The sequence below is a fragment of the Sphingobacterium sp. UBA2610 genome (genome assembly GCF_002339225.1).
In the GTDB taxonomy this organism is placed as follows: Bacteria; Bacteroidota; Bacteroidia; order Sphingobacteriales; family Sphingobacteriaceae; genus Sphingobacterium; species Sphingobacterium multivorum.
Genome location: NZ_DDKA01000011.1, coordinates 193,205 through 211,843, shown reverse-complemented (window position 1 = coordinate 211,843; position 18,639 = coordinate 193,205). Strand labels below are relative to the sequence as shown.

Genomic DNA, 18,639 nt, shown 5'->3' with positions numbered 1-18,639 from the left:
ATGATGACAGGAAGCAGCTGATTCATAATTGTAGAACCAACAATCTTTTTTTTTGTTTGGTTAAGCGTACGATACTTGTAATTTTGTAAGCTCATACTAAAATCATCTTTCATGGACAGTGACCCTTTCAACATACCCGAAATACATTTTGAGGTATCATTTTCAGAAGCACAAGCTCATTACATCGAAGTAAAAATGAGCATCACAAAGCTCAACCAGCCTTATGTCGATCTAAAAATGCCAGTTTGGTCTCCTGGATCTTATTTAATTCGTGAATATGCTAAAAATGTAGAACGATTTCGATCATTTGACAAAACAGGAAATACGATTTCCTATCAGAAAATTTCAAAAAATACCTGGCGAATACCCACAGAATCTTTGGATCAAATCGAAGTAATCTACGCTGTATACGGTTTTGAAGTTTCTGTGCGTACCAACTTTTTCGATAGTGATCATGCTTTTATTGTGCCTACGGCAACTTTCTTTCATATCGATGGCCGTATAGACAGTCCTTCAACAGTCAGCATAGCACTAAAAGATTCTTGGGCAAGTATATCAACAGGACTCGAACAAATTGAAGAACATAAGTTTTATGCACCAAATTTTGACGTATTATACGATACGCCCATCGAAGCGGGTAACCAAGATGTCTGGAAATTCCAAGCTGCCGGTGTCGAGCATGAATGCGCCATGGTCGGAGGTGGTAGTTATGATAAAGACCGTCTGACGAAAGATATCACACGTATCGTCGAAGAGGAAACCCGCATCTGGGGTTCGAACCCCAATGAGCGATATGTCATTATTACCCACAATTACCAATCTGGAGGTGGAGGCCTAGAACATCTCAATTCAACAGTATTGGGAGCGTCGAGGAATGCGTATTTAAATGAGACAAGCTACAAAAACTATTTGAGTCTCGTTGCGCATGAATATTTTCACTTATGGAATGTCAAGCGCTTACGTCCAAAAGCATTAGGACCGTTTAATTACGATGGCGAGAACTATACCACAGGCCTCTGGATCATGGAAGGATTCACTTCGTATTATGATAATTTAATTATTAAACGCTGTGGATTTTATGATGAAAAAGAGTACCTCGCTTTGCTAGCTAACGATTTCAATATTGTACTGAACCGACCGGGTCATGCGATACAGTCTGCCGCAGCCTCAAGTTTCGATACCTGGATTAAATATTATAGGCCTGATGAAAATTCGATGAATTCAGGAATTTCCTATTACAACAAGGGGGCAATGCTGACAGCATTGTTGGATATTAAAATTATCGCTGCTACAGAAGGTCGACTAAAATTGGATGATGTTATCCGTGAGGCTTATGAGGAGTTCTACCTAAAACTTGATCGCGGATTTGAAGAAAATGAATTGAGAAGCCTTGCTGAACGCATCGCAGGCACGTCGTTAGACGACATTTTCAATGCTGCCCATCAGGACGGAGAACTGGATTATAACGATTATTTTAATCTCGTTGGTTACGAAATTGTGGATACCAATATTGATAACAACACATTGACATTCGGCATTACGACCAACAAAGTGGATGGGTTAATTTCGGTAGCAACAGTGGAAAAAGGCTCTGGTGCGTATGACGCCGGATTGAATGTAAAAGACGAACTGATTGCAATTAATAATAACAGGCTCGACGTGAAAGACAAGGAAATTGATTTCATTGTTCAACATGCCAAAGAGGGGGAAACATTAAACTTCCTGGTGGCACGAGATGGTTTAGTGCGTGAAATCCCTGTTCAGATCAGAAAGAGCAATAAAAAGATCTATGAAATCCGTCCGCTCAAAGAACAAACCTTTTTACAGGAATTGCTGGGTAAAATCTGGATGGCATAACACGAAAGTACTAGTATTAAAATTAAAAAAGAATAGCGGGGTCTCCCGCTATTCTTTTTTAAAATTTATATCTTACCGAAAAACCGATCGGATCAAATAATTTGATACTGGATTCGTTTAGAAAATCGAAATAAGGTTTTACATCCAATGAGATCTGAAATGGAGCTTGGGGAATATTATATTCAATACCAACAATACCGTCGATACTTAAATTGAGTTGTGAGTCAAACGAATGACGTTGACCATCTATAATTTTATCTTTCTCTTTATAAGAGCCTACGCTACCACCGAAACCATAATACCAATTGAATCCTCCAGTCAATGGTTTATAGATTTCATATAAACCAACAACGCGGAAACGGCGGAAATCAGAATTGCTCTGAATGCTCATGATAGCCTCCAATGCATGGTCCGAGTTAAGCGTATGACGATATGTAATTCCCTGAGCAGACCCAAAACGTCCACCAATAGCACCCTTATTGTCCAACTGAGCCATAGCTCTATTGGATAATGCTCCAAACATCAGCATTCCACCGACAGCCAAAAATATTTTTCTCATAAAAATCGTACGCTTTTTTGCTTTACATTTTTTTCAAACATAGATAAATTGCTTTTTATATGCAATATATTGCAGTGCACATAAAAACTATTTACCAGAACTTCCCCTATGAAGGACCTTTTCAATAGGGTAAATATCCACTACAGCTATAACGAAACAATGTTTAATTTGTTATGACAATAATCCCGAATTATCCAACTTTATTTCTGTATATTTAGATCAATACAGCATGTAGTAGTAACCAAATAAACTCAAGTGATATGGGCAGAATTTTTGACTTTATAACCTTATATAAAGAAAAATACGCAAAGGACATCATGGTGGCAGGTCGAGATGGAAACGGCCAGTGGAAAACGTATTCTACCAAAGAGTACACCGACGCGATTGACACCTTAAGCAGGGCGTTACTTAAACTAGGCCTCAAAAAAGGTGATCGGGTCGGAATCATGTCCGGCAACCGTCCCGAATGGAATTTAGTTGATTTTGCCTGCAATCAAATCGGTCTCGCAACTGTTCCCCTCTATCCCACATTATCTGCACAGGATCTTTCATTTATCGTGAATGACTCGGATGTCAATGTACTCTTTGTCAGCAACAGCGAATTGACAGACCGTATTGAACAAGCGATCAGGGAGCACGGTATACACCCACAACTGTATACTTTTGATGCCATTGAAAATTATACCCAGCTAAAAACATTCATCGAAACAGCAAAAGATGACTCAACTGATCTAGCTCCGCTTCGTGATGCAGTCACAGAAGATGATCTGCTAACCTTAATTTACACTTCAGGTACCACAGGACGCCCTAAAGGCGTATACTTGTCCCACAAAAATGTATACAGCAACGTCTTGGCCTGCAATCATCTCATCCGATCAGATTTCAAAACGGCGCTAAGCTTTCTTCCGCTATGCCATATCTTTGAACGCATGGTAGTATATATGTACTATTCGAAAGGAATCCAGATCTATTTTTCGGAAACCTTAGACAATGTCGTTGCCGATATCAACGATGTCAAACCGGATGTCTTCACCACAGTACCGCGTGTACTGGAAAAAGTATACGATAAGATTATTGAAAAAGGGAAAGCCTTAACGGGATTAAAAAAGAAAATTTTCTTCTGGGCTGTTGATCTCGGACTGAAATTTCAAGAACCTGAACGAAATGGACCGCTTTACAATCTCAAACTTGCGATTGCTAGAAAACTCATATTTTCCAAATGGCAAGAAGCTCTTGGCGGAAATATTAAAATTATCGTGTCAGGTGGCGCTGCCCTTCAAGAACGTTTAGCGCGTGTATTCTGGGCTGCTGGACTTAAAGTGCTCGAAGGTTATGGGTTAACTGAAACCTCCCCCGTAATTGCGGTAAACTCGTACTTACCCAATGGATTGAAATTTGGGACGGTAGGGAAACCCCTCAAAAACTTAGAAGTTAAAATTGCTTCAGATGGCGAAATCCTTGTCAAAGGTCCTAGTATCACGACTGGCTATTATAAAAATGAAGAAGCCACGAAAGAGGCTTTTGACGATCATGGATTCTTCAAAACAGGCGACATCGGAGAAATAACATCCGATGGTTTCCTTAAAATCACCGATCGAAAAAAGGAAATGTTTAAGACGGCAGGTGGTAAATATATTGCCCCCCAATCCATTGAAAACAAACTCATGGAATCTACATTAATCGGACAAGTCATGGTTTTCGGAGAAAATAGAAAATTTCCTGGAGCCTTGATTGTTCCTGCATTTGATGTGCTGTCAAAATGGGCAAGCCAAAAAGGTATTTCCAGTGGTTCAAACGAAGAAATCATCAAAAATCCAGAAGTAATCCAAAAATATCAGGAAGAAATTAACCGATTATCTACTAACTTTGGGCATTGGGAAATTGTCAAGAAATTTATTCTTCTTCCAAAGGAATGGACAATCAACGACGGTCAATTGACACCAAAATTGAGTTTAAAACGAAAAATTATTTTAAAAGAGAACGAAGCCGTAATCGACAAATTGTATCAGGAACAAAACCAAGAATAGCAATTTGCACGATTATTGGGGCTGATCATCTTATTATGAAGCACGTTACACTACGAGATTTATTTACACTCGCCTACTGGAAAAACATTTGGCATGTCTTAGTTGATGCCTTTAATGGATTCAATGATGACAAATGTATGAAGAAGAGTGCTTCATTGGCTTACTATACCGTCTTCTCCATCGGCCCACTTCTTATGATTGTGATCTGGTGTATCGGCTTCTTCTACGGAGAACATCTTCAGAGTGGATCTTCGGCGCAGGATCAGGTGTTGGAGGAAGTCATGGTTCTTTTTGGACAGGATGTAACAACGCAGATCCAGTCCTATCTTCAAAAGATAACTTTCGAGAATAAATCCAATATGGGGATCACGATAGGTATTGTTACATTGATTCTCTCCTCTACGACCTTATTCGTTGATATACAAGACTCCATAAACAATATCTGGAAAGTAAAACCGAAACCCAAAAAAGGCTGGTTAAAATTAATCATCAATAGATTGATTTCTTTTTCCATCGTGATCGCCTTGGGCTTTTTACTAATTGCTTCACTCATGATCAATGGAGTTATCGTTGCCGTGACCAATTTAGTTATGACCTATTTCCCCTTTATTCCCATTGCGCTTATCTCGTGGGTAAATACAGGCATCACTTTCTCGGTCATTGTCATTTTATTTGGCTTTATCTTTTCTTTCCTTCCCGATGCCAAAGTAAAATTCAGAGACATGCTCGGGGGAGCAATTTTTACAGGTTTACTTTTCATGTTAGGCCGGTACGGCATTTCAATCTATCTGAATCTCTCTTCCACAGCCAGCTTTTATGGAGCCGCAGGATCGATAATTGTCATGTTATTATGGATCTACTATTCGGCTGCGATATTGTATTTTGGGGCAGAATTCACCAAGTTTTATGCCATTAAATTTGGCGCGGGCATTGTGCCTTCCACATTTGCGGTAGCGGTTGAACAGACGGAAAAAGTTAAAAAAACAGGAAGCGACGCCGAAGCACATGTTGGAGACACCATTCAGGTCTTAAAACAATAAATTTATTTTTTGTCTTTTTTACCACTGATGGAACCGTCTATACCGATGACGTCAATGACTTTGTCTCCAATCTGCGTGATATCGGATTTTAACCCGATCATGACGGTAAAAATATTAACAGGCCTATCCTGTATCTTCCTAAAATTATGGAGATAACCAAGCTCGAGCCCTAAAAAGAAGCCATTAAATTTGTAATCTGCGCCAGCCCCCAATTTACTGGAAAAATTCAGATGATTTTTATTCTCCATCTTGACGAGCTTTTGATCTGCTAGCACACGCGCTCTCGGCTCACTCGCCAGACCAACGCCAGGCCCAGCAAAACCGTAGATATTCAGTCTACGCATCTGTTTCCTAATCCCGCCCGAGAATGAAAAAGTATAGAAATTCGTATTGGCATCTTCTATGCGGTATTCGAAATCGGGATCAATTAAGGGTTGTTTGTACTTAAATGAAAGTGTATAAAGCGTGGGGGATACAAAAAACATAGAATTTTTCAGGGATATATCTAAACCAATACTACCCGAAAACTTTGGCGAAAGTATATCTTTGGTTTTCCCGATCGGAAAACCCATTCCGGTTGTACCCCAATAGTAAACTTTTCGATAATGTATCGTATCAACGCCGCCCTGAGCCCGTATAGAGCTCCAACACAAAGAAAGAAGGAGAAAAGTAAAAAAGAATTGTTTCATTTAAATGCGTTCAATATTGAATAACAACAATATTAAACGCATTTTGTTCAAAAAATCGTCCGACTATAGATAACTTTTTGATTGCGGCCCTTGGTTGAACAACAAATCGATAATACTCAAATCTGGGTAAAATCCATTTTTATCAGAGAAAACCTGATAATATTCTTTTGGATCAGGCCATATACTTTCTTTTTTGGGATGTATAAGGTTGCGGAAATCGATCGCTTCTAACGGCTCGGCCACATACGCTTCTGTAAACCCTATTGTTCGTTTAAGTTTGATTGATTTTAGAATAAGCTCCAGCTGGGCCACATTAAAATCGACGAGATAGTCATATTTACCTTCGTAAAACCGTATAAAATCATCCTCATAATACTCAAAATATGCAGAACTCCGGTAAGCGGTCTGTATACTTAACCAGTGTAAACGTTGCCAGTTAAATTCATAACTTATCCGAATATCTTTCATGGGAACTCGTTCTTTATTGCCATGTTGAATGGGTACGATCAAATCCTGCACACCATTTGCTGAAGCAATGCGTGCCCGCGTACGATAGCTCTGCTTTTGAAAATGCTCGTATTTCTCGATGAACAAAGGAAGATTATGCTCTTGTATTGTATGAAAATAAGATATTGGTGGAAGATAACATGCCGGAAGTAATAACTGCGATTCCATAAAAACTGATGATTTTTGTTATAAGTGACGCAAAAATAACTTAAATTAAGGATATTTGTAAAGAACACTGGGAATTTTAGCTATAGCATGAAACAAAAAGCGTTAAACGCATTAATCTATATCATCTCTCTTCTCCCCTATTGGTTTCTATATTTGATCTCCGATGGGCTTTATTACATACTCTACTATATGATTGGATATAGGAAGAATATTGTATTTCAAAACTTAAAGAATGCTTTCCCAGAAAAAACGGATAAAGAACGCCTGGTTATCGCCAAAAAGTTTTACCGTTTTTTCCCGGATCTCCTTGTCGAATCGATCAAATTGAAAACGATTACGGCTGAGGAAGTCAAGAAAAAGATGACTTTGGAAGATGTAGAAGAATTGACGAGACACCTCGAGGAAGGCAAAAACGTAATCGGGGTGACTTCACATTATGCCAATTGGGAGCTTGGTATTCACCGTTTGAGTTTAATCACAAACTTCCCTACACTGATAGTATACAAACCACTCAACAACAAAGACATTGACACGGTGTACAATGACATGCGGGGACGGTTTGGCGCCGAAATGGTACCAATGAAACAAATACTCCGTCATATCGTCAAGTTGAAGGGCCAGCCCAATATCAGTATACTCGTTGCGGATCAAACACCGCTGTATTCGGATTCCGATTATTTTATTAATTGGCTAAATCAGGAAACATTGGTCTATACAGGAGCCGAAAGACTTTCTAGAATAAGTAAAGCACCTGTGGTCTATTGTTATATCGGAAGAAAGCCCAAAAGAGGGCAGTATTTCTGTAAATTCGTTACTTTAATCGAAGATCCAAGTGGCTTTGGCGAGCATGAAATTACCGATATACACAATCAATTTGCTGAACAGCTTATTCGTGAAAACCCAGAATATTGGTTATGGTCACATAATCGCTGGAAAAGAAAACGTAGAAAATGAGTAAATTACCCAAAGTAGCTGTCGTTATCCTCAATTGGAATGGTCGATTTTTCCTGGAAAAATTTTTGCCATCCGTATATAATAGTTCGTATCCGAATGTCGAATTTGTCATTGGAGACAATGCCTCCGATGATGATTCAATTTCATTTGTGAAACAGTACTATCCGACGATTACTATACTTGAAAATGATAAAAACTATGGCTTCGCAGGAGGTTATAACAAAATACTGCAGCGTGTAGATGCTGATTACTATGTACTCCTGAATTCGGATGTCGAAGTGAGCCAAAACTGGATTGAACCCGTGATTGAATACTTGGAAAGAAACCCTTCCCTGGCAGCAGCACAGCCCAAAATACGTTCATTTCATGACAAGCAGAAGTTTGAACATGCCGGAGCCGCCGGTGGCTATCTGGATTACTTTGGCTTTCCATTCTGCAAAGGGAGAATCCTACATGAAGTAGAAGATGATGCGGGACAGTACGATAAGGAATCTGAGATCTTTTGGGCATCTGGAGCTGCGCTTTTTATTCGCTCAAAAGCCTGGAAGGAAGCAGATGGCCTTGATGAAGATTTCTTTGCTCATATGGAGGAAATCGACCTGTGTTGGCGATTAAAGAAAATGGGCTACGGCATAGGTTATTGCCCTAAATCTGTTGTTTATCATGTTGGTGGAGGAACCCTCAATGCAAGTAATCCCAAAAAGACTTACCTCAATTTTAGGAATAATATGGTCATGCTGCAAAAAAACCTTCCGTTAGGCAAAGCCATATGGATTATTTTCATCAGGCTTTGGTTTGACTTTGCTGCCCTTGCTAAGTTTCTGATCGACAGAAAACCTAAGGATGCTTGGGCAATCAGTCGTGCGCATCAGTATTTCTTCTTGAATATTTTCAAAAATGCTAAAAAACGAAAAAAATACAAGGCGAAAGAAAATACAAAAGGGCATTACAGAAAATCAATTATCATTGATTTCTACACAAATAACAAACATAAATTTTCACAGCTAAATCCAGAGGATTTTAAATAGCATATTATTTTCCCAAAACACAAAATGCAGAAAACCGCATTTTAAAAATAAAGCAGTCATTACAACAAGATTCTTTATTTATTTTATTTAAACGTACTTTTTATTTGTAATTTTGCAAAATGTTGGTGATGGATATTGAAAAAAAGATAAAAGACTTAACGGCAGAGCTCAACCATTATAACTATCAATACTATGTATTGGCGAACAGTGTTATTTCGGACTACGACTTCGACCTCAAATTAAAGGAACTCGAAGCGCTGGAAGCTCAATATCCCAACTTTGCCGACCCCAACTCCCCTACACAGCGTATTGGTGGAGACATTACCTCCCGATTTCAAACGGAAAAACACCGCTGGCCAATGCTTTCATTGGGCAACACATACAATCAGGAGGAATTACTTGACTTCGACCAGCGTATCCGCAAAATCATCGGCGATCAGTTCGAGTATGTTTGTGAATTAAAATTTGACGGTTTATCCATCAGCTTGACTTATGAAAATGGCTTACTAAGTAAAGCTGTTACACGCGGGGATGGTACACAAGGCGATGTTGTCACCAACAACGTTAAAACGATTCGTTCTATCCCGATCAAACTCAAAGAAGGAGATTATCCAGATCAATTCGAAATACGAGGTGAAATATTTATACATAAATCAGCTTTTCTCCGCCTGAATAAGGAACGAGCCGATAATGAGGAGCAAACCTATGCCAACCCAAGAAATTTCGCTTCTGGAACCATCAAACTCCAAGATTCTGCTGAAGTTGCCAAGCGCCCATTGGACTGTTTCCTTTACTTTTTGTACTGCGACAACAGAACAAATCTATTTCACGATCATTGGAATAGCTTAAACCATGTCAAAGACTGGGGATTCCACGTCAGCGAGCATAGCAGAAAATGCAGTACATTAACCGATGTTTTTGCATTTATTGACTATTGGGATGTCGAACGTCACAACCTAGGATATGAAATTGATGGAATCGTTATTAAAGTAAATGATTACGCACAACAGGAAGAGCTTGGCTTTACGGCCAAAAATCCACGTTGGGCAATATCCTATAAATTCAAAGCCGAGCGTGTAGAAACCATTCTTAACTCGATTAGTTATCAAGTTGGACGTACCGGCGCTGTTACACCTGTTGCCAATCTTCAACCTGTACAGCTGGCAGGCACAACCGTAAAACGCGCTTCCTTACACAATGCAAATGAAATCGCACGTCTCGACCTACACGAAGATGACACTGTTTTTGTGGAAAAAGGGGGCGAAATTATCCCTAAAATAATTGGGGTAAACCTCGACAAAAGGTTATCGGGATCGACAAGTTTTGTCTACCCGACTTCCTGTCCGGAATGTGGCACAGTACTTATACGGCAAGAAGGGGAAGCAGTACACTACTGCCCGAATGAAACTGGATGTCCGCCGCAAATTGTTGGCAAAATGCAACATTTTATCGGACGAAAAATGATGGATATCGAAGGAATGGGAGATGAGACCGTGGATACTTTCTTCAAGAAAGGTTTGCTACACAACATCGTTGACATCTATGGCCTGAAAGACCATCAAGATGACCTACAACAACTGGAACGTTTCGGTCAAAAATCAATCGATAACATGCTCAATGGCATTGAAAAATCCAAAGAAAAACCCTTTGAAAAAGTTTTGTTTTCGCTTGGAATACGTCATGTCGGCGAGACAATTGCAAAAAAATTGGCGCAGCATTTCAAAAATATTGATGCGCTAGCCCAAGCCTCAACAGAAGAAATCGAAGGAGTACAAGATATTGGACGCCGTATCGCGGAGAGCGTCAAAGAATACTTAGACAATCCAATTCATCAACAACAGATTGTTGCACTGCGGAATTATGGCTTAAATTTCGAAATTGAGGAAAAGGAGATTATCCTGGCGAGCAATTCACTTGAAGGGAAAACTTTTCTGATTTCCGGTGTATTTGCAGAACATTCACGTGAAGAGCTGGCAGCTGTAATTGAAAGCAATGGCGGAAAGATGTTATCTTCCATTTCTGCCAAACTAAGCTATCTCGTGGCAGGAGATAAAATGGGACCGTCCAAACTAGCGAAGGCTGAAAAATTGGGTATCCCGATGATTAATGATCAAGAACTATTTGAACTCATTAATCCCAAGTAAGTTTTTTTAATTAAATTTATATAAATACAAAAACAAGATGAACGAGCTTCACGGCGCAGGAGTAGCATTAGTCACTCCTTTTAACTCAGATGAATCTGTTGATTTCGAAGCATTAGGTCAGCTAATTGACTTGCAAATCAACGAAGGTATGGATTATTTGGTTTCTTTAGGTACAACTGGAGAAGTTGCCACTTTAACCAATGATGAACGAAAGCGCATCTGGGATTTTACTGTCAAGCGCGTGAACGGTAGACTACCCTTGGTTGCTGGAATTGGTGGAAATAATACAGCCGAAATTGTGGAGCAAATTAAAAACTTTGATCCAACAGGTTTTTGCGCAATTCTATCGGTATCTCCTTACTACAACAAACCAACACAAGAAGGCATTTACCAGCATTATAAGGCTGTTGCAAGCGCCTCTCCACTTCCGGTTATTTTATACAATGTACCTGGACGTACGGGTAGCAATATAACAGCACAGACAACATTGCGACTGGCCAATGATTTTTCGAATATCGTAGCCATCAAAGAAGCTTCCGGCAATTTTGCACAATTCAGCGAAATTCTACGGGATAAACCAGCAGAATTTCTATTGATTTCCGGAGACGATCCGGTTACCTTGCCGATGATGTCGCTTGGCGCTGCTGGTATCATTTCAGTGATCGGAAATGCGTTACCGAAAAAGGTAGCCACATTAGCGAAGTTATGTGCTGAAGGCAATTATGCCGAAGCTAGATCAATACACAATGAACTTCTTAACATCACAGATCTATGTTTTATTGAAGGAAACCCAGCTGGTGTAAAATACATTCTGCAGGAATTGGGGATTGGAAAAGATCAATTAAGGCTTCCTTTAGTGCCTATTAGCGAAAAAATCCAGGCAGCTATCAAAGAAGAATTAAAGAAATTGAACTAAGATATAGTCGAATTTGTTTGAGAAAAAGTTTAGATTCCAGGAAAGGGTCTAAACTTTTTTATTTCAAAGCATTGCAACATAACAATATAATAACTACCTTTGCACTTCCACAAAAGTGGAATTTTAAATAACAAAATTAATTAACAAAATGCAACAGTACGAATCTGTAATCGTTCTTACCCCGTTGCTTTCTGATGATGCTGCGAAAGAAGTAATCGCAAAATTCAAAAACATCTTAACAGAAGGCGGAGCCGAGATTGTCGCTGAAGACAATTGGGGTTTGAAAAAATTAGCGTATCCAATCCAGAAAAAAACTACTGGATTTTATCACTTAACTGAATTCAAGGCTCCAGGTGAATTAATCAATAAATTAGAGGTTGAATACAAACGTGATGAGCGCATTATGCGTTTCTTGACTGTAAGCTTAGACAAACATGCCAAAGCATACAACGAGAAAAAACGTAGCGGTGCATTCAACAAAAAAGCTGAAACTAAAACTGAGGAGGGCGCAAACTAATGGCTAACGAAAATATCCAATACGTAACTGCTCCTAAAGTAGAGGACAACCGTAAAAAATACTGTCGTTTCAAAAAGAATGGTATCAAATATATCGATTATAAAGATGCTAACTTTTTGATGAAATTTGTAAATGATCAAGGTAAAATCTTACCTCGTCGTTTAACTGGTACATCTTTGAAATTTCAACGTAAAGTAGCTCAAGCTGTTAAACGTGCTCGTCACATCGGCTTATTACCTTACTTAGCTGATGCAATTAAATAAGGAGGACGATAGAGAATGGAAGTAATTTTAAAACAAGATATCAAAGGCTTAGGTGAGCAAAACGATATCGTTAATGTAAAACCAGGTTTCGGTCGTAACTACTTAATCCCGCAAGGATTTGCTATCCAAGCGACTGAATCTGCAAAGAAAGTTTTAGCTGAGAACATCAAACAAGCTCAGTTCAAACAAGAAAAAATCAAAAAAGACGCTACTGAATTAGCAGGTAAATTGGAAGCTATCAAACTTTCAATTGGTGCTAAAGCAGGTGAATCTGGTAAAATCTTTGGTAAAGTAAACAGCATCCAAATTGCTGATGCGTTGAAAGCAAAAGGTTTTGATGTAGATCGTCGTCGTATCACTTTCGAAGTTGAACCTAAAGAATTAGGTGAATACATCGCTAACTTAAACTTACACAAAGAAGTGAAAGTTCAAGTTCCTTTCGAAGTAATTGCTGAATAATTCAGTTTATTTAGTCAATAATATAAAGCGGCTATCCTTTCGGATAGCCGCTTTTGTTTTACCCCTACTTTACCCCCAAAAAAAACTCGCGTTACGGAGAGCAACGCGAGGCATAATCTAGGGTATTTGAAAGGGAAAATCTTTATCAATCTCTATTTTTTTCAAAAAAACAACTCTTAAACTATCGAATCATAAAAAAACTATCAAAATCAAGAAAATCGGAACAAATTATTTTCGAAACTCAATTTCAATACTCAAAAGAAGCAAAAAATATTCATTTTTACAAATTAAATTCATTTTTTTTTCTAAAAAAAACACAAATAACTTAAAAAAACAAAAATATCAATAGAAAAATCAGTAAAACTCAAAAAAAACATGAAATAACAAGTGTATAAAATCAAGAAAACACTATAAAAAAAATAAAATCAGTATAAAAACAAACAAAAAATTGTAAAAACAAGATAAAAACAGTAAAAAATTAAAAAAAATAGCCTGAAACACAATGTTTCAGGCTATTTTTTTTTAATTTTTTCGCTAAATTATGCTAATTGTTTTTCCAATTTCTCGTTCAATACTGATTTTGGAACAGCCCCAATTTGTTTATCAACGATTTCTCCATTTTTAAAGAACAATAAAGCTGGAATATTACGAATGCCATAACGAACAGAAATTTCTGGATTTTCATCTACATTCACTTTTCCTACAACAGCTTTACCTTCATAATCCTTAGCCAATTCTTCAACCACAGGACCTACCATACGGCAAGGACCACACCACTCTGCCCAAAAATCGATTAATACTGGTTTGTCTGCTTTTAAGACAACTTCTTCAAAGTTGCTATCTGTAATTTCTAATGCCATAATCTTTTAATTTTATAAACCGAAGTTATATCTATAATACTATTTAATTGCTAAAATCAATAAAACAAAGATAGTAACTACTACCAATGTATTTGTAATCTTAATTACACAAATTCTAATCCAAACTAATTCAATCGGTAATTTATCCCTTCAAACTTATCTATACAGTCCAAAAATTCATTTGTTAGGTTTATTTTCAGACTTTTAGCTGGCATTTCGACAGATATTTCATCTTGGGGATCCCAGATTTTAAACTTTAATTGACAATTTGGCACAACTCCCTCGATCTCATTTTGCGCCAGTATATCCTTGATACCATCAAGAAATGCTTCGTTCAACTTAGGTAAAGGAATATTGATCGTAAAACTCTTCGCCATCTTCTCACGAAGATCCGAAAGCAACTGCACACTGCGTAGCTCAAAGCCCCAATTTCCAACCTGTCTGAAACGCTCCTGTACCAAACCCCGCAATTGCACAAAATATCCCTCTTGCAAATATCCCTTCAACTTGACATATTCTTCACCGAAAACTGCCATATCATAAGAATCACTATAATCCTCGATGATAAATGACGCAAAAGGCTTACCCGTCTTCGTCAATCGATGGTTTGCCGATGCGATAATACCACCAATCACCAATTCTTTGTTCTTGATCCGATTAAACTCAAGCAAAGTCTCTTCATCGACCTCTGCCGCCTTAACCTTATTGATCAAGGCCAAATCTGACACCGAATTCTGACAAAAATGTTCAATCTCAAACCGGTAGGTATCCAAGGGGTGACTGGTCAGATAAATACCGATAACATCTTTTTCATATTTAAGCTTTTCAATCAATCCCCATTGCGGACATGGCGCCAAAACCGGCTCAGGCAATTCTGCAGCCCCTCCTACACCAAACAAGCTCGCTTGGGCCGAACTTTCATTTTCCTTAAAGCGCTGGCCAAATCGGATCGCCTTTTCCATTCCTGTTGAATTTTCATCCGAATGAAAATATTGTGCACGGTGCGTATTCTCAAAACTATCAAAGCCTCCAGCATAAGCCAGACTCTCAAAAGCTTTCTTGTTGACCGCACGAAGATCGATTCGTTTAGCCATATCAAAAACAGATTTATACAATCCTGATTGCCGTGTTTGCACGATAGCGTCTACCGCTCCTGCCCCAACACCTTTCACCGCACCTATTCCAAAACGAATAGCTCCAGATTCATTTACCGTAAACTTATAATAGGATTCATTCACATCTGGCCCCAATACCTGCAAGCCCATTCGTTTACATTCCTCCATAAAGAATGTCACCTGCTTGATATCATTCATGTTATTGGAAAGTACCGCAGCCATGTATTCCGCAGGAAAATGCGCTTTTAAATAAGCGGTCTGATAAGCAACCCAAGCATAACAGGTCGAGTGGGATTTATTAAATGCATAACTCGCAAAAGCTTCCCAGTCGGTCCAAATCTTCTCCAGAACTTTTGCATTATGCCCTTTCTCCTCTGCCTGCGAAACAAACTTCGGCTTCATCTTATCGAGTACAGCCTTTTGCTTCTTACCCATAGCCTTACGCAAGACATCGGCATCACCTTTTGAAAATCCCGCAAGCTTCTGGGACAAGAGCATAACCTGCTCCTGGTAGACTGTAATACCGTAGGTTTCCTTGAGGTATTCCTCACAAGCATCCAAATCGTAAACAATGGGGTCTATACCGTGCTTACGCTTAATAAAACTTGGAATATATTCGATTGGTCCCGGACGATAGAGTGCATTCATCGCAATCAAATCGGCAAATACTGTCGGCTTAAGGTCGCGCATGTATTTCTGCATTCCAGGAGATTCATACTGGAACACCCCTATGGTTTCTCCACGCTGAAAGAGCTCATACGTAAGCTCATCGTCGATCGGAAACTGATCCGGATCCAGCACAATACCATGACTTAATTTGACATTTTCTACCGTATCTTTAATCAGTGTCAGTGTCTTTAAACCCAAAAAGTCCATTTTCAGCAAACCGGCACTTTCAACAACGTGGTTATCGAACTGCGTCACATAAAGATCAGAGTCTTTTGCCAAAGAAACAGGAACGAAATTAGTAATATCGTCTGGTGTAATAATAACACCACAGGCATGGATACCTGTATTTCGTACAGAACCCTCCAAAACCCGGGCCTGTCTGATCGTTTCCGCTTCCAATCCAGCACCATCCGCAATAGATTTCAATCTATTGACGGCTTCAATTTCCTCAGTCCTTAGCTTTTCCCTTAAACCGGCATCATCTAAAGTAAAAATCTTGGATAATTTAAGGTTCGGAATCAGCTTGGCAATTTCATTGGCATCACCCAAAGGTAAGTCCAATACACGCGCTGTATCTTTGATGGATGACTTTGCTGCCATTGTACCATAGGTAATAATCTGGGCAACTTGACTAGCACCATATTTATTGATTACATATTGCATGACACGTCCACGTCCCTCGTCATCAAAATCGATATCAATATCAGGCATGGACACACGGTCGGGATTTAAGAAACGCTCAAAAAGCAAGTCATATTTAATCGGATCGATATTGGTAATTCCCAAACAATAAGCTACTGCCGAACCAGCAGCAGATCCCCGTCCTGGCCCCACGGAAACTCCCATATCCCGGGCCGCCGCAATAAAATCCTGAACAATCAAAAAGTACCCCGGATACCCCGTTTTCTCAATGGTAGCCAACTCAAAGTCAAGACGTTCGCGAATATCATCTGTTATTTCCTCATAACGCTTCTCAGCCCCCACATAACAAAGATGCGCCAGGTATTTATTTTCACCACGTTTTCCCCCATCTTCAAGATCGGCTTCCACCTGAAATTCCTCAGGAATATCAAATTTAGGTAATAGGACATCGCGGTTTAACTTAAATATCTCTACCTTATCGACAATCTCCTGAATATTTAGAATCGCTTCGGGCAAATCTTTAAAAAGGGCCTTCATTTCATCTGAAGATTTGAAATAATATTCCTGATTGGGTAAACCAAAACGGAATCCACGTCCCCTACCTTTTGGAGTCGATAGCTTTTCACCATCTTTCACACAGAGCAAAATATCATGCGCATGTGCATCGCCTTTCTTCTCGTAATATGTATTATTGGTCGCAACAACTTTGACCTGATATTTGCGGGAAAACTTCAGCAAGGTTTGATTCACACGATCCTCATCTTCCTGACCATGACGCATCAATTCCAGGTAAAAATCATCCCCAAATTGTTCTTTCCACCACAGCAAAGCTTCTTCGGCCTGGCTCTCACCAATATTCAGTATTTTATTCGGCACCTCCCCCTGTAAGTTACCTGACAGCGCAATAACATCTTCCTTGTATTGAAGAATAAGATCTTTATCAATCCGCGGAACATAATAGAACCCAGACGTATAAGCAAAAGAAGCCAGTTTAGCCAGATTATGGTACCCGCGTTTATTTTTCGCCAATAACACAATCTGATAACCATTATCCTTCCTGGACTTATCTTTGTGGTTTTCACAAACAAAAAACTCACAACCAACAATTGGCTTTAAAAGCTGACCAGTAGGCTCCTCTCCATTCTCAACTGCCTCCGCATTTTGTGCTTCAACTTCTTTATTATGGCCTATAACACGAGAAACAAACTCAAAAGCCCCCATCATATTTCCGTGATCCGTTAACGCAACAGCAGGCATATTATCCTTGACCGCTGCCGAAACTAACTTATCGTACGACATCGTCGACTGCAGGATCGAAAACTGAGAGTGGTTATGTAAATGGGCAAATTTGGCATCCTTTAAAGCTGCTAACGCGTCCGCATCAACGACAACCTTGACTTCATCTGGCTGAGACCGTTTTCTAATTTCATCAGAAGCTGCTTTTAGGTTGATATGTTTCAGTCCAACAGTGGGTATAGGCCCCGGGTTGTTGGTTTTAAAATCGACAAAGTAGCCCGTATCGACCTGAAGTTCTTCGGCAGTGAATACCTCTCTTCTGACAAGCTCCAGAAAACAACGTGTTGTCGCCTCAACGTCGGCTGTTGCATTATGTGCCTCAGCAAACGGCACCCCGAATAAATAAGAATGCAGCTCGGTCAAATTGGGTAATTTAAAACGCCCACCGCGACCGCCTGGAATTTTCAGCAGTTCAGCTGTTACTTCCGTACAGGTATCCAATACAGGCATATTAGCCATATTGGACGCAACACCATAACGGTAAAATTCACAGCCCATGATATTCAAATCAAAACCAATATTTTGTCCAACAACAAACTTGGCTTTATTCAATGCCACATTAAATTTCTCTAGGACCTCCTGAAGCGGCAATCCCTGTTCTTCGGCCAATGCAGTCGATATGCCGTGTATTTTTTCAGAGTCATAGGGTATATCAAATCCATCTGGCTTAATCAAGAAATCGTGATGTTCGACCAAATTTCCCATCTCATCATGGATCTGCCAAGCCAATTGAATACAGCGAGGCCAATTGTCCGTATCGGTAATTGGTGCGTCCCAACGCTTAGGCAAACCCGTCGTTTCCGTATCGAAAATAATATACATAAAATTCTAACCCTCTTTAATACAATACATTAAATGCAAGACAATTTACATTTTTTTGAACTTGAAATTTACGAAATTATTAGAGAAGATTGTGTCAGATTTTTGCG

The 18,639-nt window shown here is 39.2% G+C and carries 15 protein-coding genes; 10 read left to right on the top strand and 5 right to left on the bottom strand.

All coding sequences use genetic code 11. The features are described 5' to 3' along the window. Nucleotides 1-111: 111 nt before the first annotated feature. A complete protein-coding gene (locus B4Z47_RS08435) occupies nt 112-1,857 on the top strand; it encodes a M61 family metallopeptidase (protein ID WP_115046822.1) in 1,746 nt (581 codons plus the stop codon). A gap of 58 nt (nt 1,858-1,915) precedes the next feature. Here the strand turns inward: B4Z47_RS08435 and B4Z47_RS08430 are convergent, their stop codons facing one another. Beyond that, nucleotides 1,916-2,416, bottom strand: a complete 501-nt coding sequence (locus tag B4Z47_RS08430; RefSeq protein ID WP_070566042.1) for a hypothetical protein — start codon at nt 2,414-2,416, stop codon at nt 1,916-1,918. A 260-nt stretch (nt 2,417-2,676) separates the two neighbouring features. Between B4Z47_RS08430 and B4Z47_RS08425 the strand changes: the two genes are divergently transcribed. Beyond that, nucleotides 2,677-4,443 (top strand): AMP-dependent synthetase/ligase, encoded by a 1,767-nt coding sequence (locus B4Z47_RS08425; protein ID WP_070566044.1) that lies wholly within the window; start codon nt 2,677-2,679, stop codon nt 4,441-4,443. A gap of 35 nt (nt 4,444-4,478) precedes the next feature. Further along, nucleotides 4,479-5,483: a YihY/virulence factor BrkB family protein gene (locus tag B4Z47_RS08420; RefSeq protein WP_070566046.1), complete on the top strand. Its 1,005-nt coding sequence runs from the start codon at nt 4,479-4,481 to the stop codon at nt 5,481-5,483. Between the two features lie 2 nt (nt 5,484-5,485). Here the strand turns inward: B4Z47_RS08420 and B4Z47_RS08415 are convergent, their stop codons facing one another. Both B4Z47_RS08415 and B4Z47_RS08410 read right to left on the bottom strand, forming a co-directional pair. After that, nucleotides 5,486-6,172: a hypothetical protein gene (locus tag B4Z47_RS08415; RefSeq protein WP_070566050.1), complete on the bottom strand. Its 687-nt coding sequence runs from the start codon at nt 6,170-6,172 to the stop codon at nt 5,486-5,488. Between the two features lie 63 nt (nt 6,173-6,235). Then, entirely contained in the window at nt 6,236-6,847 is a 612-nt protein-coding gene (locus B4Z47_RS08410) for a WbqC family protein (protein ID WP_070566052.1), read from the bottom strand. Between the two features lie 87 nt (nt 6,848-6,934). Between B4Z47_RS08410 and B4Z47_RS08405 the strand changes: the two genes are divergently transcribed. From B4Z47_RS08405 to rplI, 7 genes are all read left to right on the top strand, one after another. Continuing rightward, entirely contained in the window at nt 6,935-7,801 is an 867-nt protein-coding gene (locus tag B4Z47_RS08405; RefSeq protein ID WP_070566054.1) for a lysophospholipid acyltransferase family protein, read from the top strand. After that, on the top strand, nt 7,798-8,829 hold the full coding sequence (locus B4Z47_RS08400; RefSeq protein WP_070566056.1) for a glycosyltransferase family 2 protein: 1,032 nt from the start codon (nt 7,798-7,800) through the stop codon (nt 8,827-8,829). Before B4Z47_RS08405 ends, B4Z47_RS08400 begins: the two co-directional genes overlap by 4 nt. A 119-nt stretch (nt 8,830-8,948) precedes the next feature. Then, nucleotides 8,949-10,973, top strand: a complete 2,025-nt coding sequence (gene ligA, locus B4Z47_RS08395; RefSeq protein WP_115046820.1) for an NAD-dependent DNA ligase LigA — start codon at nt 8,949-8,951, stop codon at nt 10,971-10,973. A 37-nt stretch (nt 10,974-11,010) separates the two neighbouring features. Continuing rightward, nucleotides 11,011-11,889, top strand: a complete 879-nt coding sequence (gene dapA / locus B4Z47_RS08390) for a 4-hydroxy-tetrahydrodipicolinate synthase (protein WP_070566060.1) — start codon at nt 11,011-11,013, stop codon at nt 11,887-11,889. A 148-nt stretch (nt 11,890-12,037) separates the two neighbouring features. Continuing rightward, nucleotides 12,038-12,406 carry a 30S ribosomal protein S6 gene (rpsF, locus tag B4Z47_RS08385; protein ID WP_046671750.1) on the top strand — a complete coding sequence of 123 codons (369 nt, stop codon included), beginning with the start codon at nt 12,038-12,040 and terminating at the stop codon, nt 12,404-12,406. Next, nucleotides 12,406-12,669: a 30S ribosomal protein S18 gene (gene rpsR / locus B4Z47_RS08380; protein ID WP_028071347.1), complete on the top strand. Its 264-nt coding sequence runs from the start codon at nt 12,406-12,408 to the stop codon at nt 12,667-12,669. The genes rpsF and rpsR overlap by 1 nt, the downstream gene beginning before the upstream one ends. 15 nt (nt 12,670-12,684) lie before the next feature. Then, nucleotides 12,685-13,128 (top strand): 50S ribosomal protein L9, encoded by a 444-nt coding sequence (rplI, locus tag B4Z47_RS08375; protein WP_046671751.1) that lies wholly within the window; start codon nt 12,685-12,687, stop codon nt 13,126-13,128. Nucleotides 13,129-13,667: 539 nt separating this feature from the next. Here the strand turns inward: rplI and trxA are convergent. Beyond that, nucleotides 13,668-13,988, bottom strand: a complete 321-nt coding sequence (gene trxA, locus B4Z47_RS08370; protein WP_046671752.1) for a thioredoxin — start codon at nt 13,986-13,988, stop codon at nt 13,668-13,670. A gap of 125 nt (nt 13,989-14,113) precedes the next feature. Next, entirely contained in the window at nt 14,114-18,532 is a 4,419-nt protein-coding gene (gene dnaE, locus B4Z47_RS08365) for a DNA polymerase III subunit alpha (RefSeq protein WP_115046818.1), read from the bottom strand. Nucleotides 18,533-18,639 lie beyond the last annotated feature (107 nt).